The 20,797-nt window shown below is 34.0% G+C and carries 20 protein-coding genes; all 20 read left to right on the top strand.

The window, feature by feature from the left end; genetic code table 11:
- Window positions 1–79 precede the first annotated feature (79 nt).
- The 20 genes from LG295_RS12470 to LG295_RS12375 all read left to right on the top strand — a co-directional run bounded on the left by LG295_RS12470 (window position 80) and on the right by LG295_RS12375 (window position 20,778).
- The gene (locus LG295_RS12470) at window positions 80–805 is read left to right on the top strand and encodes a tRNA1(Val) (adenine(37)-N6)-methyltransferase (RefSeq protein ID WP_404475993.1); all 726 of its coding nucleotides are present in this window, start codon (window positions 80–82) and stop codon (window positions 803–805) included.
- Window positions 798–1,046 (top strand): GIY-YIG nuclease family protein, encoded by a 249-nt coding sequence (locus LG295_RS12465; RefSeq protein ID WP_107531045.1) that lies wholly within the window; start codon window positions 798–800, stop codon window positions 1,044–1,046. Before LG295_RS12470 ends, LG295_RS12465 begins: the two co-directional genes overlap by 8 nt.
- Window positions 1,047–1,049: 3 nt before the next feature.
- The gene (gene rsmI / locus LG295_RS12460; protein ID WP_404475991.1) at window positions 1,050–1,883 is read left to right on the top strand and encodes a 16S rRNA (cytidine(1402)-2'-O)-methyltransferase; all 834 of its coding nucleotides are present in this window, start codon (window positions 1,050–1,052) and stop codon (window positions 1,881–1,883) included.
- Between the two features lie 338 nt (window positions 1,884–2,221).
- Complete coding sequence (metG, locus tag LG295_RS12455; protein WP_107531047.1) at window positions 2,222–4,204, top strand: methionine--tRNA ligase; 1,983 nt, start codon at window positions 2,222–2,224, stop codon at window positions 4,202–4,204.
- 25 nt (window positions 4,205–4,229) lie between these two features.
- On the top strand, window positions 4,230–5,003 hold the full coding sequence (locus tag LG295_RS12450) for a TatD family hydrolase (protein WP_029379199.1): 774 nt from the start codon (window positions 4,230–4,232) through the stop codon (window positions 5,001–5,003).
- A 134-nt stretch (window positions 5,004–5,137) separates the two neighbouring features.
- Entirely contained in the window at window positions 5,138–5,689 is a 552-nt protein-coding gene (gene rnmV, locus LG295_RS12445) for a ribonuclease M5 (RefSeq protein WP_107558656.1), read from the top strand.
- Complete coding sequence (rsmA, locus tag LG295_RS12440) at window positions 5,690–6,580, top strand: 16S rRNA (adenine(1518)-N(6)/adenine(1519)-N(6))-dimethyltransferase RsmA (RefSeq protein ID WP_107531050.1); 891 nt, start codon at window positions 5,690–5,692, stop codon at window positions 6,578–6,580.
- A gap of 99 nt (window positions 6,581–6,679) precedes the next feature.
- On the top strand, window positions 6,680–6,943 hold the full coding sequence (locus LG295_RS12435) for a Veg family protein (RefSeq protein ID WP_029379202.1): 264 nt from the start codon (window positions 6,680–6,682) through the stop codon (window positions 6,941–6,943).
- A 354-nt stretch (window positions 6,944–7,297) separates the two neighbouring features.
- Window positions 7,298–8,146, top strand: a complete 849-nt coding sequence (ispE, locus tag LG295_RS12430) for a 4-(cytidine 5'-diphospho)-2-C-methyl-D-erythritol kinase (protein WP_107531051.1) — start codon at window positions 7,298–7,300, stop codon at window positions 8,144–8,146.
- A gap of 19 nt (window positions 8,147–8,165) precedes the next feature.
- Window positions 8,166–8,990 (top strand): pur operon repressor, encoded by an 825-nt coding sequence (gene purR, locus LG295_RS12425; RefSeq protein WP_017722007.1) that lies wholly within the window; start codon window positions 8,166–8,168, stop codon window positions 8,988–8,990.
- 18 nt (window positions 8,991–9,008) lie between these two features.
- Window positions 9,009–9,383: a RidA family protein gene (locus LG295_RS12420; RefSeq protein ID WP_107558403.1), complete on the top strand. Its 375-nt coding sequence runs from the start codon at window positions 9,009–9,011 to the stop codon at window positions 9,381–9,383.
- A gap of 65 nt (window positions 9,384–9,448) precedes the next feature.
- Complete coding sequence (gene spoVG / locus LG295_RS12415) at window positions 9,449–9,760, top strand: septation regulator SpoVG (protein ID WP_029379205.1); 312 nt, start codon at window positions 9,449–9,451, stop codon at window positions 9,758–9,760.
- Between the two features lie 462 nt (window positions 9,761–10,222).
- Entirely contained in the window at window positions 10,223–11,578 is a 1,356-nt protein-coding gene (glmU, locus tag LG295_RS12410; RefSeq protein ID WP_107531052.1) for a bifunctional UDP-N-acetylglucosamine diphosphorylase/glucosamine-1-phosphate N-acetyltransferase GlmU, read from the top strand.
- A 152-nt stretch (window positions 11,579–11,730) separates the two neighbouring features.
- The gene (locus LG295_RS12405; RefSeq protein WP_039069421.1) at window positions 11,731–12,696 is read left to right on the top strand and encodes a ribose-phosphate diphosphokinase; all 966 of its coding nucleotides are present in this window, start codon (window positions 11,731–11,733) and stop codon (window positions 12,694–12,696) included.
- A gap of 138 nt (window positions 12,697–12,834) precedes the next feature.
- Window positions 12,835–13,491, top strand: coding sequence for a 50S ribosomal protein L25/general stress protein Ctc (locus tag LG295_RS12400; protein ID WP_107531053.1), 657 nt, complete (start codon window positions 12,835–12,837; stop codon window positions 13,489–13,491).
- Between the two features lie 209 nt (window positions 13,492–13,700).
- On the top strand, window positions 13,701–14,273 hold the full coding sequence (pth, locus tag LG295_RS12395) for an aminoacyl-tRNA hydrolase (RefSeq protein WP_318832400.1): 573 nt from the start codon (window positions 13,701–13,703) through the stop codon (window positions 14,271–14,273).
- Window positions 14,270–17,782 (top strand): transcription-repair coupling factor, encoded by a 3,513-nt coding sequence (gene mfd / locus LG295_RS12390; RefSeq protein ID WP_318832399.1) that lies wholly within the window; start codon window positions 14,270–14,272, stop codon window positions 17,780–17,782. The genes pth and mfd overlap by 4 nt, the downstream gene beginning before the upstream one ends.
- Window positions 17,772–19,325: a polysaccharide biosynthesis protein gene (locus tag LG295_RS12385; protein WP_318832398.1), complete on the top strand. Its 1,554-nt coding sequence runs from the start codon at window positions 17,772–17,774 to the stop codon at window positions 19,323–19,325. The genes mfd and LG295_RS12385 overlap by 11 nt, the downstream gene beginning before the upstream one ends.
- Window positions 19,325–20,518, top strand: a complete 1,194-nt coding sequence (locus tag LG295_RS12380) for a MazG nucleotide pyrophosphohydrolase domain-containing protein (RefSeq protein WP_318832397.1) — start codon at window positions 19,325–19,327, stop codon at window positions 20,516–20,518. The genes LG295_RS12385 and LG295_RS12380 overlap by 1 nt, the downstream gene beginning before the upstream one ends.
- A complete protein-coding gene (locus LG295_RS12375) occupies window positions 20,515–20,778 on the top strand; it encodes an RNA-binding S4 domain-containing protein (RefSeq protein WP_017722017.1) in 264 nt (87 codons plus the stop codon). Before LG295_RS12380 ends, LG295_RS12375 begins: the two co-directional genes overlap by 4 nt.
- The last annotated feature ends 19 nt before the right edge of the window (window positions 20,779–20,797 follow it).

Here is a 20,797-nt window from a genome sequence, read left to right as displayed (position 1 = left end):
TGTAATTGAGGATGAGCAGTAACGGTAGGCTTGATTATTAAGCATCGTTACCTTATCCTCTTTTTTGGAGGTTAGAAAGATGCTTTTAGCAGATGAAAGATTAGATTATTTAACAAAAGAAAACTTAAGCATTATACAAAATGATGAAGTGTTTTCTTTTTCTACAGATGCACTATTACTCGCGCATTTTACAAAAGTTAAAAAGCAAGATACGATTATGGATTTGTGTTCAGGAAATGGAGTTATTCCTCTATTACTTTCAGATAAAGGGCAGCAAAATATAGATGCTATAGAGATTCAGCAACAACTAGTTGATATGGCACAAAGAAGCCTCGCATATAATCAATTAGATGATAGGATCCACATGTATCATATGGATTTAAAGGACGCACATCAACAGTTCAAGCCTTCACAATATAGCCTTGTTACTTGTAATCCACCTTACTTTAAAGTCAATCAACAACATCAACATCAAAAAGATGCGCATAAAATAGCTAGGCATGAGATAATGTGTACATTAGAAGATTGTTGTTTAGCAGCGAGACATTTATTAAAGCAAGGTGGACGTATGGTAATGGTTCATAGGGCGGAACGTCTTATGGATGTCTTAAGTTATATGAGATCATATCAAATTGAGCCTAAAAAACTTTGTTTTGTATACAGTAAACAAGATAAAGTGGCGCAGACAATAGTTGTGGAAGGTAGAAAAGGTGGTAACCAAGGTTTAGACATACAGTCACCATTTTATATTTATAATAATGATGGCACTTACACCGAGGAAATGAGAGAAATATATTATGGATAAGCATTTTATTTATATAGTTAAATGTAAAGATGGTAGTTTATATACGGGTTATGCAAAAGATGTTACACAGCGAGTAGCTAAACATAATAATGGACAAGGTGCTAAATATACGAAAATAAGACGTCCGGTACAACTTGTTTATCAAGAAATGTTCGATACAAAGTCTGAAGCATTGAAACGTGAATATGAAATTAAAACATACACACGTCAACAAAAATTAGAATTAATAAGTGAGGGTTAGGTTATGTCGACATTATATTTAGTAGGAACGCCTATTGGTAACTTGGCGGATATTACATATCGGGCTATTGATACTTTAAAAACCGTAGATTTGATTGCATGTGAAGATACACGAGTGACCAAAAAATTATGCGCACATTATGAAATACAAGCGCCACTTAAATCTTACCATGACCATAATAAAGAACAGCAAACAGATTATCTTATTGAACAATTGCAACAAGGCATTGATATAGCATTAGTATCAGATGCAGGTTTGCCATTAATCAGTGACCCTGGATATGAACTTGTTGTTGCAGCTAGAGAAAACGGTATAAGAGTAGAGACTATACCTGGACCCAATGCAGGTTTAACTGCACTAATGGCAAGTGGGTTACCTTCCTTTACTTATACGTTTTTAGGCTTTTTACCACGAAAAGATAAACAAAAACAATCATATTTGGAACAACGTATGTATGAAAATAGCACATTAATTATTTACGAGTCGCCACATCGTGTAAAAGATACAATTAAAACGATTCAAAAGATTGATAGAGAGCGTAAAGTATCTGTAGGGAGAGAGTTGACAAAAAAATTCGAGCAAATTGTTACTGACTATGTCGGAAATGTGCTAGATCATCTTAATGACGAAAGTATTCCAACTAAAGGTGAGTTTGTAGTACTTATTGAAGGTGCAGAACCAGTCGAAGATACAGCTTGGTTTGAAGATATGTCGCTCAAAGCACACGTTGATTATCATATAAATCAAGGTATGAAACCGAAAGCGGCGATTAAACAGGTAGCAGAATTGCGCCAAATGAGGACAAGTGAAGTTTATGACATCTATCATGAAGTTTAAGTATGTTGTGGTGTATCAAATCGTAGGTTGTTTGATTTATTAATTAATAGATCTAAGTAAAAGGACATACCACAAATTCAAATTTAATCAAGAAAAAAGAGTTGAAAAACTCCCATAACATGCGCGATTTATGGTAATGTAGATAAGATAGAGATTATTAATCATATTTAAATTATAGCAAAATTAAAACTTAAAAATGCTGGATATGACTAGTATGCTATCCAAAGAATTTTTATGATGATTAACATATAAATCGGAATAGAAATACACATCTGCTTCATTGAAAACAAAAATGAATTTAGATATATTTATAGTGTAAGAATCGAGGAGGAACATTGATGGCGAAAGAAACTTTTTATATCACTACACCAATATATTATCCAAGTGGGAATTTACATATCGGTCATGCTTATACAACAACAGCTGGTGATGTAATCGCACGTTATAAAAGAATGCAAGGCTATGATGTTCGTTATTTAACAGGTACGGATGAACATGGGCAAAAAATACAAGAAAAAGCACATAAAGCTGGAAAATCAGAATTAGAATATTTAGATGAAATGATTGCTGGTATTAAAGACTTATGGCAAAAATTAGAAATTTCAAATGATGATTTTATTCGTACTACGGAAGCACGTCATAAAGAAGTCGTGCAACAAATTTTTGAACGTTTATTAGCTCAAAATGATATTTATCTTGGTGAATATGAGGGTTGGTATTCAGTACCGGACGAAACATATTACACAGAAACACAATTAGTTGATCCAGTTTTCGAAAATGGAGAAATTGTTGGAGGTAAAAGTCCAGATTCTGGTCATGAAGTAGAATTGGTTAAAGAAGAAAGTTACTTCTTTAATTTATCTAAATATACAGACCGTTTATTAGAATTTTACGATGAAAACCCTGAATTTATTCAACCGCCTTCACGTAAAAATGAAATGATTAATAATTTTATTAAACCTGGACTTGAAGATTTAGCAGTGTCGCGTACGTCATTTGATTGGGGAATTCATGTTAAATCGAATCCAAAACACGTTGTTTACGTTTGGATTGATGCACTTGTAAACTATATTTCTTCATTAGGTTATCTATCTGATGATGATAGTTTATTTAAAAAATATTGGCCGGCAGATATTCATATAATGGCTAAGGAAATCGTGCGTTTCCACTCTATTATATGGCCAATTTTATTAATGGCATTAGATATACCTTTACCTAAAAAAGTGTTCGCACATGGTTGGATACTTATGAAGGACGGTAAAATGAGTAAATCTAAAGGCAACGTCGTAGACCCTAATGTGCTTATTGATCGTTATGGCTTAGATGCTACACGTTATTACTTAATGCGTGAATTACCATTTGGCTCTGATGGCGTTTTTACTCCTGAAGGGTTTGTGGAACGTACAAATTATGATTTAGCAAATGATTTAGGGAACTTAGTGAATCGTACGATTTCAATGATTAATAAATATTTTGATGGTGAATTACCAGCATATCAAGGCCCTAAACATGAATTAGACAAAGATATGGAGCAAATGGCGCTAGATACTGTGAAGACATTCCATGAAAATATGGATGATTTACAATTTTCAGTAGCACTTTCAACAATATGGAAATTCATTAGTCGTACGAATAAATATATTGATGAAACATCACCATGGGTATTATCTAAAGATGAAGAGCAAAAAGAAATGCTTGGTAATGTCATGGCTCACTTAGTAGAGAATATTCGTATTATTGCAGTGTTACTAAGACCATTCCTTACACATGCACCAAAACAAATCTTTACACAGTTAAATATCAATACACCAGAGCTATTTGAACTTGAAAGTATTGAAACATATGGCGCTTTAACTGAACCGATCATGGTGAGTGATAAACCACAACCTATCTTCCCACGTCTAGATAGCACGGTTGAAATTGACTATATTAAAGAATCAATGCAACCTGAAAAGAGCGAAGAAGAGACAGAAGAAGCAGAAGAAATCCCAGCTAAAGCTCAAATTGACATTAAAGATTTTGACAAAGTAGAAATTAAAGCTGCAACAATTATTGATGCTGAACAAGTGAAGAAATCTGATAAGTTATTGAAAATCCAAGTAGATTTAGATAATGAACAGCGTCAGATTGTTTCAGGAATCGCACAATACTACCAACCTGAAGACATTATAGGGAAGAAGGTTGCCGTTGTAACTAACTTAAAACCTGCTAAATTAATGGGAAGAAAATCAGAAGGTATGATTTTATCAGCTGAAAAAGATGGTGTACTAACACTTGTTAGCTTACCAAGCGCGATTCCAAATGGGTCAGTAATTAAATAATCACAAATTAAGGAGCGGTTAAAAGATGCTAATCGATACACATGTTCATTTAAATGCAGATCAATACGACGAAGATTTAGAAGCGGTTATTGAACGCGCTAAAGAAAATGGTGTGGATCGCATGTTTGTAGTTGGTTTTGATACACCTACAGTTGAGCGTACAATGGAGCTCATTGACCAATATGAATTTATTTACGGTATTATTGGATGGCACCCTGTTGATGCGATTGATTGTACAGAAGAACGATTGGAATGGATTGAAGCACTTGCGGCGCATCCTAAAGTGATTGGCATCGGCGAAACTGGTTTGGATTATCACTGGGATAAATCACCTAAAGATATTCAGCAAGCGTTATTTAGAAAGCAAATAGCCTTAGCAAAACGTGTTAATCTGCCAATTATCATTCATAACAGAGAAGCAACTCAAGATTGTATAGATATTTTGAAAGAAGAGCATGCAGAAGAGATTGGTGGTATTATGCATAGCTTTAGTGCCTCTCCTGAAATTGCAGATGATGTCATTAATAAATTGAACTTCTATGTTTCTTTAGGTGGTCCTGTAACATTTAAAAATGCTAAACAACCTAAAGAAGTTGCAAAGCATGTACCGTTTGATAGATTATTAGTTGAAACAGATGCGCCATTTTTATCGCCACACCCTTATAGAGGTAAGCGTAATGAGCCAGCACGCGTCACACTAGTTGCTGAAGAAATTGCTGAATTACGTGGTGTGAGTTATGAAGAAGTGTGTAAGCAAACAACTGAAAATGCAGAACGATTGTTTAATTTAAAAGCATAAAACATTACAAAAGGTATCGGTCTGAGATAAGGCTTAGTTGATAAAATACAGGCTAAGTAGTCATCATAATTTACGCCGATACCTTTTTTATTTTTATCTAAAATCGAAGTGAGTAATGAAAGGTGTAACAATAAATGAAGGTAAATGAATTTATTGTAGTTGAAGGTAGAGACGATACAGAACGAGTAAAAAGAGCGGTTGAATGTGATACGATTGAGACAAACGGCAGTGCGATCAATCAAGCAACTTTAGAGGTTATTGCACGTGCATTTGAAACTAGAGGTGTCATTGTACTGACTGATCCAGATTTTCCAGGTGATAAAATAAGGAATACGATTCAAAAATATATCCCAGGCGTTAAACATGCCTATATTGACCGCGATAAAGCTAAAAACAAACGTGGGAAAATAGGTGTAGAACATGCTAATGTTGAAGATATAAAAGAAGCATTAATGAATGTAAGTACGCCTTTTGAAGAAGGACACGAATCAATAAGTAAAGACGTGTTGATTGATTTAGGCTTGCTCGTTGGTAAAGATGCACGCAAAAAAAGGGAGCTGTTAGGCCGTAAATTGCATATTGGTCATTCTAATGGGAAACAGTTGTTGAATAAACTAAATGCATTTGGTTATACAGAAGCAGATGTTAGAAATGCATTAAGTGATAATGAGGGAAGTGAAAGTTAAATGGAATATAAAGATATTGCAACACCGACGCGTACCAAAGCATTACTTAATCAATATGGATTTAATTTCAAAAAGAGTTTAGGACAGAATTTTTTAATTGATGTGAATATTATTCATAATATCATTGAAGCAAGTGATATTGATGCGCAAACTGGAGTAATAGAAATTGGGCCTGGTATGGGTTCGTTAACGGAACAATTGGCTAAAAATGCTAAAAAAGTGGTTGCATTTGAAATTGATCAACGTCTAATTCCTGTACTCGAAGATACAATGGGACCATATGGTAATGTGACTGTAATAAATGAAGATATACTTAAAGCAGATATCGCGCATTACGTGGCTGAACATTTTTCTGACTGCAATAAAATAATGGTAGTAGCTAACTTACCATATTACATTACAACACCTATTTTATTAAATTTAATGCAACAATCATTACCAATTGATGGTTATGTAGTTATGATGCAAAAAGAAGTAGGAGAACGTCTCAATGCACAGGTCGGCACAAAAGCGTATGGTTCATTATCAATTGTGGCACAATATTATACAGAAACGAGTAAAGTATTAACTGTACCTAAAGCTGTATTCTTACCACCACCGAACGTAGATTCCATTGTAGTTAAATTAATGAAGCGCGACACACCGATTGTTACTGTAGATGATGAAGATAAATTTTTCAAAATGACAAAAGCAGCGTTTGGTCAAAGACGTAAGACAATTAATAATAACTATCAAAGTTTATTTGTAAACGGCAAAGCTAATAAACAAATGATACTCGATTGGTTAGAAGCAAGTGATATAGACCCGAGAAGACGCGGAGAAACGCTTTCAATAAAAGAATTTGCACATTTATACAATGAATTGAAAAATTTCCCGGAATTAGAATTTTAAATTATTGACAAGTGCGCTTTACCTTGCTAAAATTAATAATTTATTTGACAAAAATCCTCAAAATGTGTTATTATACAACTTGTAGCGAGGTGGAGCAATATGCCAAAATCTATTGGAGACATCAAAAATTCACTTGATTGTCAATTAGGGAACAGAATTGTACTTAAAGCGAATGGTGGACGTAAAAAAACAATTGAACGTAGTGGTGTTTTAAAAGAGACATACCCTTCTGTTTTTATTGTTGAACTAGATCAAGATATTTATAATTTTGAGCGTGTATCCTATACATACACTGATGTTTTAACTGAAAACGTACAAGTTTCTTTTGAAGGTGATAATCATCAAGAAGCAATTGCACACTAAATAAACAAATTTAAATTAAGTTTGGCACATAATGATGTCTTGCTTTTCAATTTAAACTTTAATATGAGAACGAATTTAAATAAAAGGTATGTTGGTGTAATGACGCTAACATATCTTTTTTGTTATATTAATATTATTGCATTTAAGAGTAGGTAATAGTTTTATCTAAAATAAACAATATTGTAAAATAGTAAGTTAAGAGATATGTTTTTTAATTTTAGTCAACGCCATTTAATGGTTTTTTATTAATAAATTAGTAATAGAAAATATTAAGTTTTAAAAAACTAACAACGCAATGTTAACAATATGTTAAAATCATTTTATTACCATATCGAATTGGAAGAGGGTGGGAATATGATATATGAAACGGCACCAGCGAAGATTAATTTAACGTTGGACACACTCTTTAAACGAGATGATGGTTTTCATGAAGTTGAAATGATAATGACGACGATTGATTTGAATGATAGATTGTCATTTGAACTACGTAAAGACAAAAAGATAATTGTTGACGTAGAACAATCCTATGTTCCCTCCGATAACAAAAATTTAGCGTATAAGGCTGCAGAATTAATGAAAAAGACCTATAATTTGAAGCAAGGTATAACTATTACTATAGATAAAAATATTCCTGTCTCAGCTGGTTTGGCAGGCGGGTCTACTGATGCTGCAGCGACAATGAGAGGGATGAATCGATTATATAATTTAAATCGACCGCTTAAAGAACTGTGTGAGTTGGGGATACAGATTGGAACAGATATTCCATTTTGTATTTTAGGAAAAACTGCATTATGTAAAGGTAAAGGTGAAATCATTAAGTTTTTAGATAAGCCACCTTCTGCATGGGTGGTAGTAGCTAAACCTGATTTAGGTATATCTTCACCTGATATATTTAAAAAACTGGATTTAAAACAACCTTATAATGTTCATACTGAAGCATGTAAAGCGGCCTTAATTGCAGAGGATTATGACCTATTATGTGAAAGTCTGTCAAACCGATTGGAACCTGTCTCGGGTAAGATGCATACAGAAATATTGAAAATAAAGGCCAATATGCTAGAGAATGGAGCAGACGGTGCTGTTATGAGTGGTAGTGGTCCTACTGTTTATGGATTAACAAGAAAAGAACGACAAGCAAAGCACGTATACAATGCTGTTAACGGTTGTTGTAATGAAGTGCACATTGTAAGATTATTAGGCTAATTGAGAAGGGATGAATCGAATGCGCTATAAAAGAAGTGAACGAATTGTTTATATGACTCAATATTTAATGAACAATCCGAATAAGTTGATACCGTTAACGTATTTTGTACAAAAATTTAAGCAAGCAAAGTCTTCCATTAGTGAAGATGTTCAAATTATTAAAACAACTTTTCAAAAAGAAAAGCTTGGGACAGTGATTACTACTGCAGGTGCTAGTGGTGGTGTTACTTATAAACCTGAGATGAGCAAAGCAGAAGCGACAGAAGTGATTGATGAAGTGATAGAACATTTACAAGAGAAAGAACGTTTACTACCAGGTGGTTACTTATTTTTATCTGATTTAATGGGTAATCCTACTTTATTGAACCGGGTTGGTAAATTAATCGCAACACTATATATGGATGAAGAGTTAGATGCTATTGTAACAATTGCTACTAAGGGCATCTCACTTGCAAATTCAGTTGCAAATGTACTGAATTTACCTGTAGTAGTTATACGTAAAGATAATAAAGTTACTGAAGGTTCTACAGTTTCTATAAATTACGTATCTGGTTCTTCTAGAAAAATCGAGACCATGGTTTTATCAAAGAGAACATTACCTGAGAATTCCAATGTACTTGTCGTAGATGATTTCATGCGTGCCGGCGGTTCAATAAATGGTGTGATGAATTTGATGAATGAGTTTAAAGCACATGTTAAAGGGGTATCGGTACTAGTAGAATCAAAAGAAGTTAAGCAAAGATTAATTGAAGATTATACTTCCTTAGTTAGATTATCTGATGTAGATGAATACAATCAGGAATTTAAGGTGGAACAAGGCAACAGTTTAACTAAATTTTCTTAAAGGAGCGATTTCGACATCATGAAAGTTATTAATACGGAAAAGGCGCCCGAAGCTTTAGGGCCATACTCGCATGCAACGGAAATAAATGGACTTGTATTCACTTCAGGACAAATTCCATTAAATTTAAAAGGGGAAATTGTCAGTGAAGATGTAAAAGAGCAAACGACACAAGTTCTAGAAAATTTAAAAGTCGTGTTAGACCAAGCTGGATCAGATTTAGATTCAGTAATTAAAGCTACTATTTTCATTGCTGATATGAATGAATTTCAAAATATAAATGAAGTTTATGGCAAATACTTTAATGAACATCAACCAGCGAGAAGTTGCGTTGAAGTGGCGAGATTGCCGAAAGATGTTAAAGTTGAAATCGAATTAATAGCGAAAGTGAAGTAAGGGTTTATAATTTTTAATGAAATTGTTAAGCTTCTAAACAAAGAGATACTAGGGGGGCTCACTACATGAAAGTGACAGATGTAAGACTTAGAAAAATACAAACAGATGGAAGAATGAAAGCGCTCGTTTCAATTACTTTAGATGAATCATTTGTAGTACATGATTTACGAGTGATTGAAGGCAACACAGGTCTATTCGTCGCAATGCCAAGTAAACGTACACCGGACGGTGAATTCCGAGATATCGCGCATCCTATAAATTCTGAAATGAGACAAGAAATACAAGATGCCGTGATGAAAGTGTATGAAGAAACTGATGAGGTCATCCCTGACAGAAATGCGCAGTCATCAGATAATTCTGAAGAAGAAGAAGCTTAAATTAAAATAGTAGAACTAAGTATAATAAAAAAGATTGGATTTCCGCATAAAAGGAAATCCAATCTTTTTTATTTTGCAAAGTCAATTTGAAATAAAAAAATAAAATTAATTGTGAAAGTGTAAAGGTGACAAAAAATATATTATTAATAATTATAAGTAAAATACATTTTTTACTATAGCATAAACCAGAACATTAGAATTATAAAATGGGTGTATACTTATGATAACAACTAAATGAGAATATAGTATTCGTATTATATGTTCGTATATTACGCTAGGTATTGATAATATAAAAGCGGTTACTCAATTGAACAAAGATGACAAATCCATGCTTAGATATTCCTGATATTTTTAATAAAAATATTTCCATTATATAACATTGATGTTTTGAGCCTTGAAAGTGTGACTAGCGTTAAATTATAATAAGTAAGAAGTGTATATTTTAATGGAGGGTTAACATACATGCAAAGACATGCAATAGTACTTGCGGCTGGAAAAGGTACGCGTATGAAATCAAAGAAATACAAAGTACTACATGATGTAGCAGGCAAATCAATGATTGAACACGTCGTTGATAACGTTAAGCAATCTGGCGTAGAACAACTTGTTACAATTGTTGGGCATGGCGCACAAAATGTCAAAGAGACATTGGGCGATGCATCACTTTACAGTTTTCAAGAAGAACAATTAGGCACTGCACATGCTGTTAAGATGGCAAGTGAACATTTGAAAGATAAACAAGGTACAACGTTAGTAGTATGTGGAGACACACCGTTAATCACTGCGGCAACATTGAAATCTATGGTAGAACATCATGAGAATGCAAAAGCGCAGGCCACTGTTTTATCAGCAACAGCAGAAAATCCATACGGTTATGGACGTATCCTGCGCGATTCAGCACAACGATTAACTAAAATTGTTGAGCAAAAAGATGCATCTGAGACAGAGCGACAAATTAATGAAATTAGTTCAGGTATTTTTGCATTTGATAACCAAGTTTTATTTGAAAAATTGGAGTTAGTGAGAAATGAAAATGCGCAAAAAGAATATTATTTGCCTGATGTACTTTCATTAATTTTAGACGATAAAGGTAACGTTGAAATCTATCATACAGATGATTTTGAAGAAATTATGGGTGTTAATGATAGAGTGATGTTGAGTGAAGCTGAAAAAGCTTTTAAGAAACGTATTAATGAACAGCATATGAGAAACGGCGTGACGATTGTTGACCCAGCAACTACATATATAGGTGCTGACGTTATCATAGGAGAAGATACAGTCATTGAACCAGGGGTGAAACTTGCTGGCAACACTGTAATTGGAGAAGATACAATCGTTGGACAATATGCTGAAATAACTAACAGTAAAATAGGATCAAATGTCACAATTAAACAATCCGTTATTAATGAAGCGATTGTTGGCGATCATGCTAATATTGGACCATTTGCACAGCTTCGTCCTGGTGCAGACTTAGGTGAAAAAGTTAAAGTAGGTAATTTTGTGGAAGTTAAACAATCTGTTGTTAAAACAGGTGCTAAATTACCTCACTTAAGTTATATAGGTGATGCTGAAATTGGAGAAAGAACAAATGTAGGTTGCGGTTCAATTACTGTGAACTATGATGGTATCAATAAGTTTAAAACGATTATTGGCAATGATTCATTTATTGGTTGTAATACAAATCTCGTTGCACCAATAACATTAGGAGACCGTTCTTTTATAGCGGCAGGATCCACTATAACGGATAATGTCCCACAAGACAGTTTGGCATTAGCTAGGGCTAGACAAACAACCAAAGAGGGTTATTTGAAAAAATAAAGGCATATATTTAGACAAGCGTGCTTAAACTGTTAAAATCAATGTAATTGTATGAAAGTTAACCAGAGTGTGTGATTATGTTGCTGAACGCTTTAAGTTTTGTTTTGTCTACAAATGAAAACGAATTGAAAGAATTAATTGGAGGACTATAAATGTTAAACAATGAGTATAAGAATTCTGCTTTGAAAATATTTTCTTTAAAGGGTAATGAACCATTAGCCCAAGAAGTTGCAGACCAAGTTGGAATTGAGCTAGGTAAATGTTCGGTAAAACGTTTCAGCGATGGAGAAATTCAAATTAATATAGAAGAAAGTATTCGCGGTTGTGATGTATTTATTATTCAACCAACATCAAATCCGGTCAATTTACATTTAATGGAATTGTTAATCATGATTGATGCTTGTAGACGCGCATCAGCAGCGAATATTAATATAGTTGTTCCATATTATGGCTATGCACGCCAAGATAGAAAAGCGCGTAGTCGTGAACCAATCACAGCAAAACTTGTAGCGAACTTAATTGAAACAGCAGGCGCAGATCGTATGATTGCACTTGATTTACATGCGCCACAAATCCAAGGATTCTTCGATATGCCAATTGACCACTTAATGGGTGTTCCAATCTTAGCAGAATATTTTAATAATCAGACAGATATTGATCTTGAAGAATGTGTTGTTGTTTCACCTGACCACGGTGGGGTAACAAGAGCACGTAAACTTGCAGATATATTGAAAACACCAATTGCCATTATAGATAAACGTCGTCCAAAACCTAATGTTGCTGAAGTGATGAATATTGTAGGTGAAATCGATGGGCGTACAGCCATTATTATAGATGATATTATTGATACTGCTGGTACGATTACTTTAGCTGCACAAGCCTTAAAAGATAAAGGTGCTAAAGATGTTTATGCATGTTGTACACACCCTGTTTTATCGGGTCCTGCAAAAGAACGCATTGAAAATTCAGCGATAAAAGAGCTTGTAGTTACGAATTCAATTCAATTAGATGAAAGTCGTAAACCATCTAACACGAAAGAATTATCTGTAGCAGGTTTACTAGCACAAGCAATTATCCGTGTATATGAACGCGAATCTGTAAGTGTGCTATTTGACTAATTGGTAAAATAGATATATAATTGTTCCGTTCGTGATTTCACGACTTAATAAACACTTGCAAGCAACATGATGTTGATGGGTAAGTGAAGGGGTTCTTATTATGAAATATAAGAACAAAATATGAAAGGTGGAAATAATATGGCTGGATTAAAGTCAATTATTCGTCAAGGTAAACAAACTCGTTCAGACCTTAAAAAATTAAGAAATACTGGTAAAGTACCTGCAATCGTATACGGTTATGGTACTAAAAATACTTCAGTTAAAGTAGATGAAGTAGAATTTATCAAAGTTATCCGTGAAGTTGGACGTAACGGTGTTATCGAATTAGGCGTAGGTTCTAAAACTATTAAAGTAATGGTTTCTGACTACCAATTCGATCCACTTAAAAACCAAATCACTCACATTGATTTCTTAGCTATCAACATGACTGAAGAACGTACTGTTGAAGTACCAGTTCAATTAGTTGGTGAAGCTGTTGGATCTAAAGAAGGCGGCGTTGTTGAACAACCATTATTCAACCTTGAAGTTACTGCTACTCCAGACAATATTCCTGAAGTAATCGAAGTAGATATCACTGAATTAGAGATTAATGATACGCTTTCAGTAGAAGACATCAAAATTTCAGGTGAATTCACTATCGAAAACGAAGTAACTGATTCAGTTGTAACAGTAGTTCCTCCAACAGAGGAACCTACTGAAGAAGAAATCGAAGCAATGGAAGGCGATTCAGAAACTGAAGAACCAGCTGTTGTTGGCGAAGAAAAAGACGATGAAGATGAAAGTGAAGAAAAATAATAAGCTGACACAGCTTGTAATTACTTTACCATCATACGCTGCTTAACTCAGCGTTATCATATCTTATAAAAAGCACCGTGCTTAATACGTTAAGCAGGTGCTTTTTTATGTTATTATAGTGAATGATACGACAAAAAATAATAAGAATAATAAATAATAGAACTCGAATATAAATTAGATAAAGAAAGACAACTATTGGAGGTAACATAATGAAGTGTATTGTAGGTTTAGGCAATATCGGTAAACGCTTTGAACAAACAAAACATAATATTGGATTTGAAGTAATTGACTATATGTTAGAGCAAAATAAGTTTACTTTAGATAAACAGAAGTTTAAAGGTGCTTATACGATAGAACGATTTGCAGGCGAAAAAGTAATGTTTATTGAACCGATGACGATGATGAATTTATCTGGCGAGGCAGTTGGCCCATTAATGAAATACTATGACATAGATATTGATGATTTAGTCGTTTTATATGATGATTTAGACTTACCACAAGGTGAAATCCGTTTAAGACAAAAAGGGAGTGCTGGTGGACATAATGGTATGAAATCTATTATCCAAGTGTTAGGCACAGATCAATTTAAACGTATTAGGATTGGTGTAGACAGACCTTCAAATGGGATGTCTATCGTAGACTATGTACTACAAAAATTCTCAAAACAAGAAATGGAAAAAATGAATAAAGTAATAGAACATTCTGCACGTGCAATTGAAGCCTACATAGAAAGTGATCGGTTTGATCGCGTGATGAATGAATATAATGGTGAAATCAATTGAAATCAATAATTACAGAATATATAAATGAAGATAAACGTTATCAGGAATTAAACGAAGTATTTGGAAAAGAGCAAGTATTGGTTACTGGCTTATCAGGTGCCGCTAAAGCAACGATTATCGCCGAGAAATATTTAAATAGTTCTAAACAATTATTAATTGTAACAAACAATCTGTATCAAGCAGATAAATTAGAAAGTGATTTGACACAGTTTGTTGAAGAACAGGATATTTACAAGTACCCAATGCAAGATATTATGACAGAAGAATTTTCAACACAAAGCCCTCAATTTATGAGTGAACGTGTGCGTACATTAACGGCGCTTGCTCAAGAAAAGAGAGGTTTATTTATTGTTCCACTTAACGGTCTGAAGAAATGGTTGACCCCAGTAGAAATGTGGAAATCACATCAGTTAACTTTAAGTGTGGGAGACGATTTAGATATTGATGACTTCTTAAATAAGTTAGTTAATATGGGATATCGTAGAGAAAGTGTTGTTTCTCATATAGGTGAGTTTTCCTTACGAGGCGGTATTATTGATATATATCCACTAATTGGTAGTCCAGTTAGAATTGAACTTTTTGATACAGAAGTAGATTCAATTCGTGACTTTGATGTAGAAACACAAAGATCAGAGGAAAATGTTGAAGAAGTAAACATCACTACCGCGAGCGATTATATAATTACAGAAAATGTGCTTAAGCATACAAAGCAAAAACTTAAAGAAGCATATGAATATACAAGGCCAAAAATTGATAAATCGGTTCGTAATGAATTAAAAGAAACATATGAAAGTTTTCAGTTGTTCGAATCATCTATGTTTGATCACCAAGTACTACGCCGCCTTGTCGCTTTTATGTATCAACAGCCTACAACAATTATCGATTACTTTAAAGATGACGCCATTGTAGCGGTAGATGAATATAACAGAATTAAAGAAACTGAAACGTCACTTATTTCAGAAGCGGATGAGTTTATGCAAAACTTGATTGAAAGTGGTAAAGGATTTATTGATCAAAGTTTCTTGCAATATGATGCTTTTGAAAACCAGCTAAAATCATATCCAGTGACATATTTCACATTATTCACAGCGACAATGTCTATTGAACTAAACGAAATTATTAAATTTTCATGTAAGCCTGTGCAACAGTTTTATGGACAATATGATATTATGCGTTCAGAATTTCAAAGGTTTATTCAAAATGATTATACGATTGTTGTACTTGCTGAAACAGAAGTCAAAAAAGAACGTATACAATCTATGCTTAATGAAATGCATATACCAACATTTATTGATACGCCTACGCATCGTAATGAAGGTGGGAGTGCAATCATTACTGAAGGTAGTTTATCAGAAGGTTTTGAATTACCATACATGCAACTAGTGGTTGTTACTGAGAGAGAATTATTTAAATCAAAACAAAAGAAAAAACCAAAACAACAAAAAACATTAACAAACGCCGAAAAAATTAAATCTTATCAAGATTTAAAAGTAGGTGATTATATTGTACATGTCCATCACGGTGTAGGTAGATACTTAGGTGTTGAAACATTAGAAGTGGGCGGCGTACATAAAGATTACATTAAACTTCAATATAAAGGAACAGACCAATTATTTGTACCTGTTGACCAAATGGATCAAGTGCAAAAATACGTGGCCTCAGAAGATAAAACACCTAAGTTAAACAAACTTGGTGGTACAGAGTGGAAAAAGACAAAAGCAAAAGTTCAACAAAGTGTTGAAGATATGGCAGACGAATTAATAGAGCTATATAAAGCACGTGAAATGTCTGTTGGATATCAATTTGGTCCAGATACAGCTGAACAAAATGATTTTGAAATTGACTTTCCTTATGAACTTACTCCCGACCAAAGCAAGTCGATTGAAGAGATTAAAAAGGATATGGAAATTGAGCGTCCTATGGATAGATTGCTGTGTGGGGATGTTGGTTACGGTAAGACTGAAGTTGCTGTAAGAGCAGCATTTAAAGCAGTGATGGAAGGTAAACAAGTTGCCTTTTTAGTACCGACAACTATATTAGCACAACAGCACTATGAAACATTAATCGAGCGCATGCAAGACTTCCCAATAGAAGTTCAGCTAATCAGTAGATTTAGAACAGCAAAAGAAATCAAGGAAACTAAAGAAGGTTTGAAATCAGGTTTTGTTGATATCATTGTAGGAACACATAAATTATTGGGGAAAGATATTCATTATAAAGATTTAGGATTGCTCATTGTTGATGAAGAACAACGATTTGGTGTTCGACATAAAGAACGAATCAAATCTTTAAAAAATAATGTAGATGTGCTTACGCTAACAGCTACACCAATCCCGCGTACTTTGCACATGAGTATGCTAGGCGTGCGTGATTTGTCTGTCATTGAAACGCCACCAGAGAACCGTTTCCCAGTGCAAACATACGTATTAGAGCAGAACACTAACTTTATTAAGGAAGCTCTAGAAAGAGAATTATCAAGAGATGGCCAGGTGTTTTATTTATATAATAAAGTGCACTCTATATATGAAAAAAGAGAGCAATTACAAATGCTTATGCCAGATGCCAATATAGGTGTTGCGCATGGACAAATGAATGAAAGAGATTTAGAAGAAACAATGCTGAGTTTTATCAATCATGAATATGACATCATTGTAACTACGACTATTATAGAAACAGGCGTAGATGTTCCAAATGCGAATACATTAATTATAGAAGATGCAGATCGCTTTGGGTTAAGTCAACTTTATCAACTAAGAGGACGTGTAGGTCGTTCAAGTCGTATTGGTTATGCATATTTCTTACATCCTACGAATAAAGTACTGTCGGAAACTGCTGAAGATCGTTTGCAAGCAATCAAAGAATTTACTGAATTAGGTTCAGGTTTCAAAATTGCGATGCGTGATTTAAACATTCGAGGTGCAGGTAATTTATTAGGTAAACAACAACATGGCTTTATAGATTCAGTAGGATTTGACTTATATTCTCAAATGTTAGAAGAAGCAGTAAATGAAAAACGTGGCGTAACAGATGAAAAACAAGATGCTCCAGATGTTGAGATTGAACTTAATATTGATGCATACTTACCAGCAGAGTACATTCAGAATGAGCAAGCTAAAATAGAAATTTATAAGAAATTACGTAAAATTGAGACAGAAGCACAGTTAAGAGATGTTAAAGATGAGTTAATTGACCGATTTAATGATTATCCTGTTGAAGTTGAAAGACTTCTAGAAATGATGGAAATTAAAATACATGCATTGCATGCTGGCGTAACCTTGATTAAGGATATTGGTAAAAAGGTAGAAATTTATTTATCTGAAAAGGGTACGACAGATATTAATGGCGAAACATTATTTAAACAGACGCAACCATTAGGACGCGCAATGAAAGTAGGCGTTCAAGATGGTAAAATGAAAGTGACATTAAATAAAACAAATACTTGGTTTGATAATTTGAAATTCCTAGCAAAATGTTTAGAAGAAAGTATGGTTATCTCTGATGAAAGCTAAGATAGACAAGTCGACTGCTTTTAATGGAGTGGTCGTGCTCACTTTGGCTCTTATAGTTGTCAAAGTATTAAGCGCAATTTACCGTGTACCTTACCAAAATATTTTGGGTGATGAAGGGTTATATGCATATCAGCAAGTTTATCCGATTGTAGCGTTAGGCGTTATTTTAACGATGAATGCGATACCTAGTGCAGTTACCCAGATATTTGGTTCAGAAGGAAATTTAAAACAGTACATTCATGTGATGATGCGCATACAACTCATAAGCACAGTCTTTTTCTTGATTCTGCTACTTTGTGCGAAGTGGGTTGCATTGTTAATGGGGGATATTAATCTGACGCCTATGCTTAGAGCAGCAAGTTTTAGCTTCTTGTTTATCGGTGTTTTGGGTGTGTTTAGAGGTTATTATCAAGCGCAGAGGAGTATGAATGTGCCAGCTATTTCCCAGGTAATCGAGCAATTTGTACGTGTGGGTATTATCATTGTGTCGATTATTTTATTTATGACACAGCAATGGTCACTTTATGCTGCGGGAACATTAGCAATTATTGGTTCGGCGTTTGGGTTTTTAGCATCGAGTCTCTTCCTTGGAATGTGTAAACCATTTAAACATTCACAAAATAAGACGTATGAATCAGCGCAAAAACCATTTGCAGAATGGCGGAAACTCGTCATAGCTATACTTGTCTTTGCGGTAAGTCAACTTATTGTTATTGTTTGGCAAATGGTCGATAGTTTTACAGTACTTCACATGTTGCAAAGTACAGGTTTGAATTTTCAACAAGCGGCTTCTCAAAAAGGTGTCTATGACCGTGGTGCATCATTTATTCAAATGGGATTAATCGTCACAACAACGTTTTGCTTTGTACTAATCCCTTTACTAACGGATGCAATAAAAGTTGAGAATAAGGTGCTTACCAATAGATATGCTAACGCTTCTATTAAAATTACAATTTTGTTTAGTGTTTCAGCAGGTATTGGTTTAATTAATTTAATTCCTATGATGAATAGCGTATTTTTTAAAAATGATAGCCAAACGTTAACGCTAGCTGTATATATGTTAACTGTTATTTGTGTATCACTCATTATGATGGATATTGCTCTATTACAAGTGAAAAATAAAGTGCGTCCTGTATTATTGGCATTTAGCGTGGGTGTAGTAAGTAAAACGATACTAAATATAGTATTGATACCGCAATTATTAATGTTGGGTGGTAGTATAAGTACCGTAATATCACTCATTTTATTTGCCATTGTATTACACAAACATGTATTAAAATATTATCTTTTCCAAAGTATGCGTAAATATGTGATGAAGTTAATTGTTACAATGCTTATCCTTTCATTAGCAGTTCAAATTACAATGTGGTTGATACCTGAACATGGACGGATAATTGGTTTAATAGAATTATTAATCGCAGCAGGTGTTGGTGCCATTGTGATTGTTGTTGCTATTGTACACACCAACTTGTTAAGTTATAGAGAATTAAAGCATTTACCATTTGGAGATAAGTTATACCATATGAAGAGGGGGAAAAGATAATGACAGGGAAGATAACAATTGTTGGATTAGGCAACTACGGCATCGATGATTTGCCATTAGGCATATACAAATTTTTGAAAACTAAGCCTATAACATATACAAGAACTTTAGAGCATCCAGTAATACAAGCTCTCACTGACGAAGGTATGCAATTCCAAAGTTTTGATCATGTTTATGAAGAAAATCAAGCGTTTGATGACGTCTATCAAACTATTGTGACGCAATTAATTGAAGCAGCTCAAGAAGATGATATCGTGTATACAGTACCTGGACATCCTCGCGTAGCTGAAACGACAACTGTAAAATTAGAGACATATGCACAACAACATGACGACATACAAGTTGAAATATTAGGCGGTAAAAGCTTTATAGATGATGTGTTTGAAGCGGTGAAAGTAGACCCTAATGATGGTTTTACTTTGCTTGATGCTACGTCGCTTACAAGTCAGCAATTAAACATACGTACACACACCCTAATAACGCAAGTGTATAGTCCCATGACAGCTGGAGATTTAAAAGTGACATTGATGGAGCGATATGATGATGAACAGCTCGTTTATATTGTAGACGGTGCTAGTAGTGGTGGAGCAAATGTTATTGAAACACCTTTGTTTGAATTAGACCATCACGCTATGAAATTCAATAATGTAACAAGTGTATTTATTAAAAAAGTTGATGACGAAGCAACATACTATAGTGATTTTTATTACGCGACAAGTATTATTGATCAACTGGTTGATGATGAAAATGGTTGTCCATGGGATAAAGTACAAACACACAACACATTAAAAAGGTATTTATTAGAAGAATCATTTGAGCTCTTTGAAGCCATAGATAATGAAGATGATTGGCATATTATAGAAGAACTAGGTGATATACTATTACAAGTACTCTTGCATACAAGTATTGGTAAAAAAGAAGGCTTTTTTGATATAAATGAAGTAGTACAAACCTTAACAAGTAAGATGATACACAGGCATCCACATATATTTGGTGAAGCACAAGCAGAGTCAGAAGAAGATTTAAAACATATATGGGCAAATGCCAAAGCTGAAGAAGGTAAAGTGCAACGTGTGAAATTTGAAAAAGTGTTTGCAGAGCATTTTATGAAGTTGTATGATATAACCAAAAATATGTCGTTAGACGAAGCTGCTTTAAAACAATTTTTAGAGCGAGGAGGAGATAAATCATGAGACTTGATAAATATCTTAAAGTATCAAGATTGGTGAAACGTCGCACATTAGCAAAAGAGATAAGCGATCAAGGAAGAATTACAGTGAATGGTACAGTTGCTAAAGCTGGTACAGACGTTAAAGTTACAGACGAACTTGTAATTCGTTTTGGTCAAAAAATTATAACTATAAATGTGACAGGTTTAAGCGAACATGCAACGAAAGAAAATGCTAAAGGCATGTATGAAATTGTAAAAGAAGAAAAAATTGGTGAATCATAATAACAGAGGAGGTGACAAG

It is taken from the genome of Staphylococcus pseudoxylosus, from assembly GCF_044794325.1.
GTDB lineage: Bacteria > Bacillota > Bacilli > Staphylococcales > Staphylococcaceae > Staphylococcus > Staphylococcus pseudoxylosus.
This window is presented reverse-complemented; position numbering and strand designations above follow the sequence as displayed.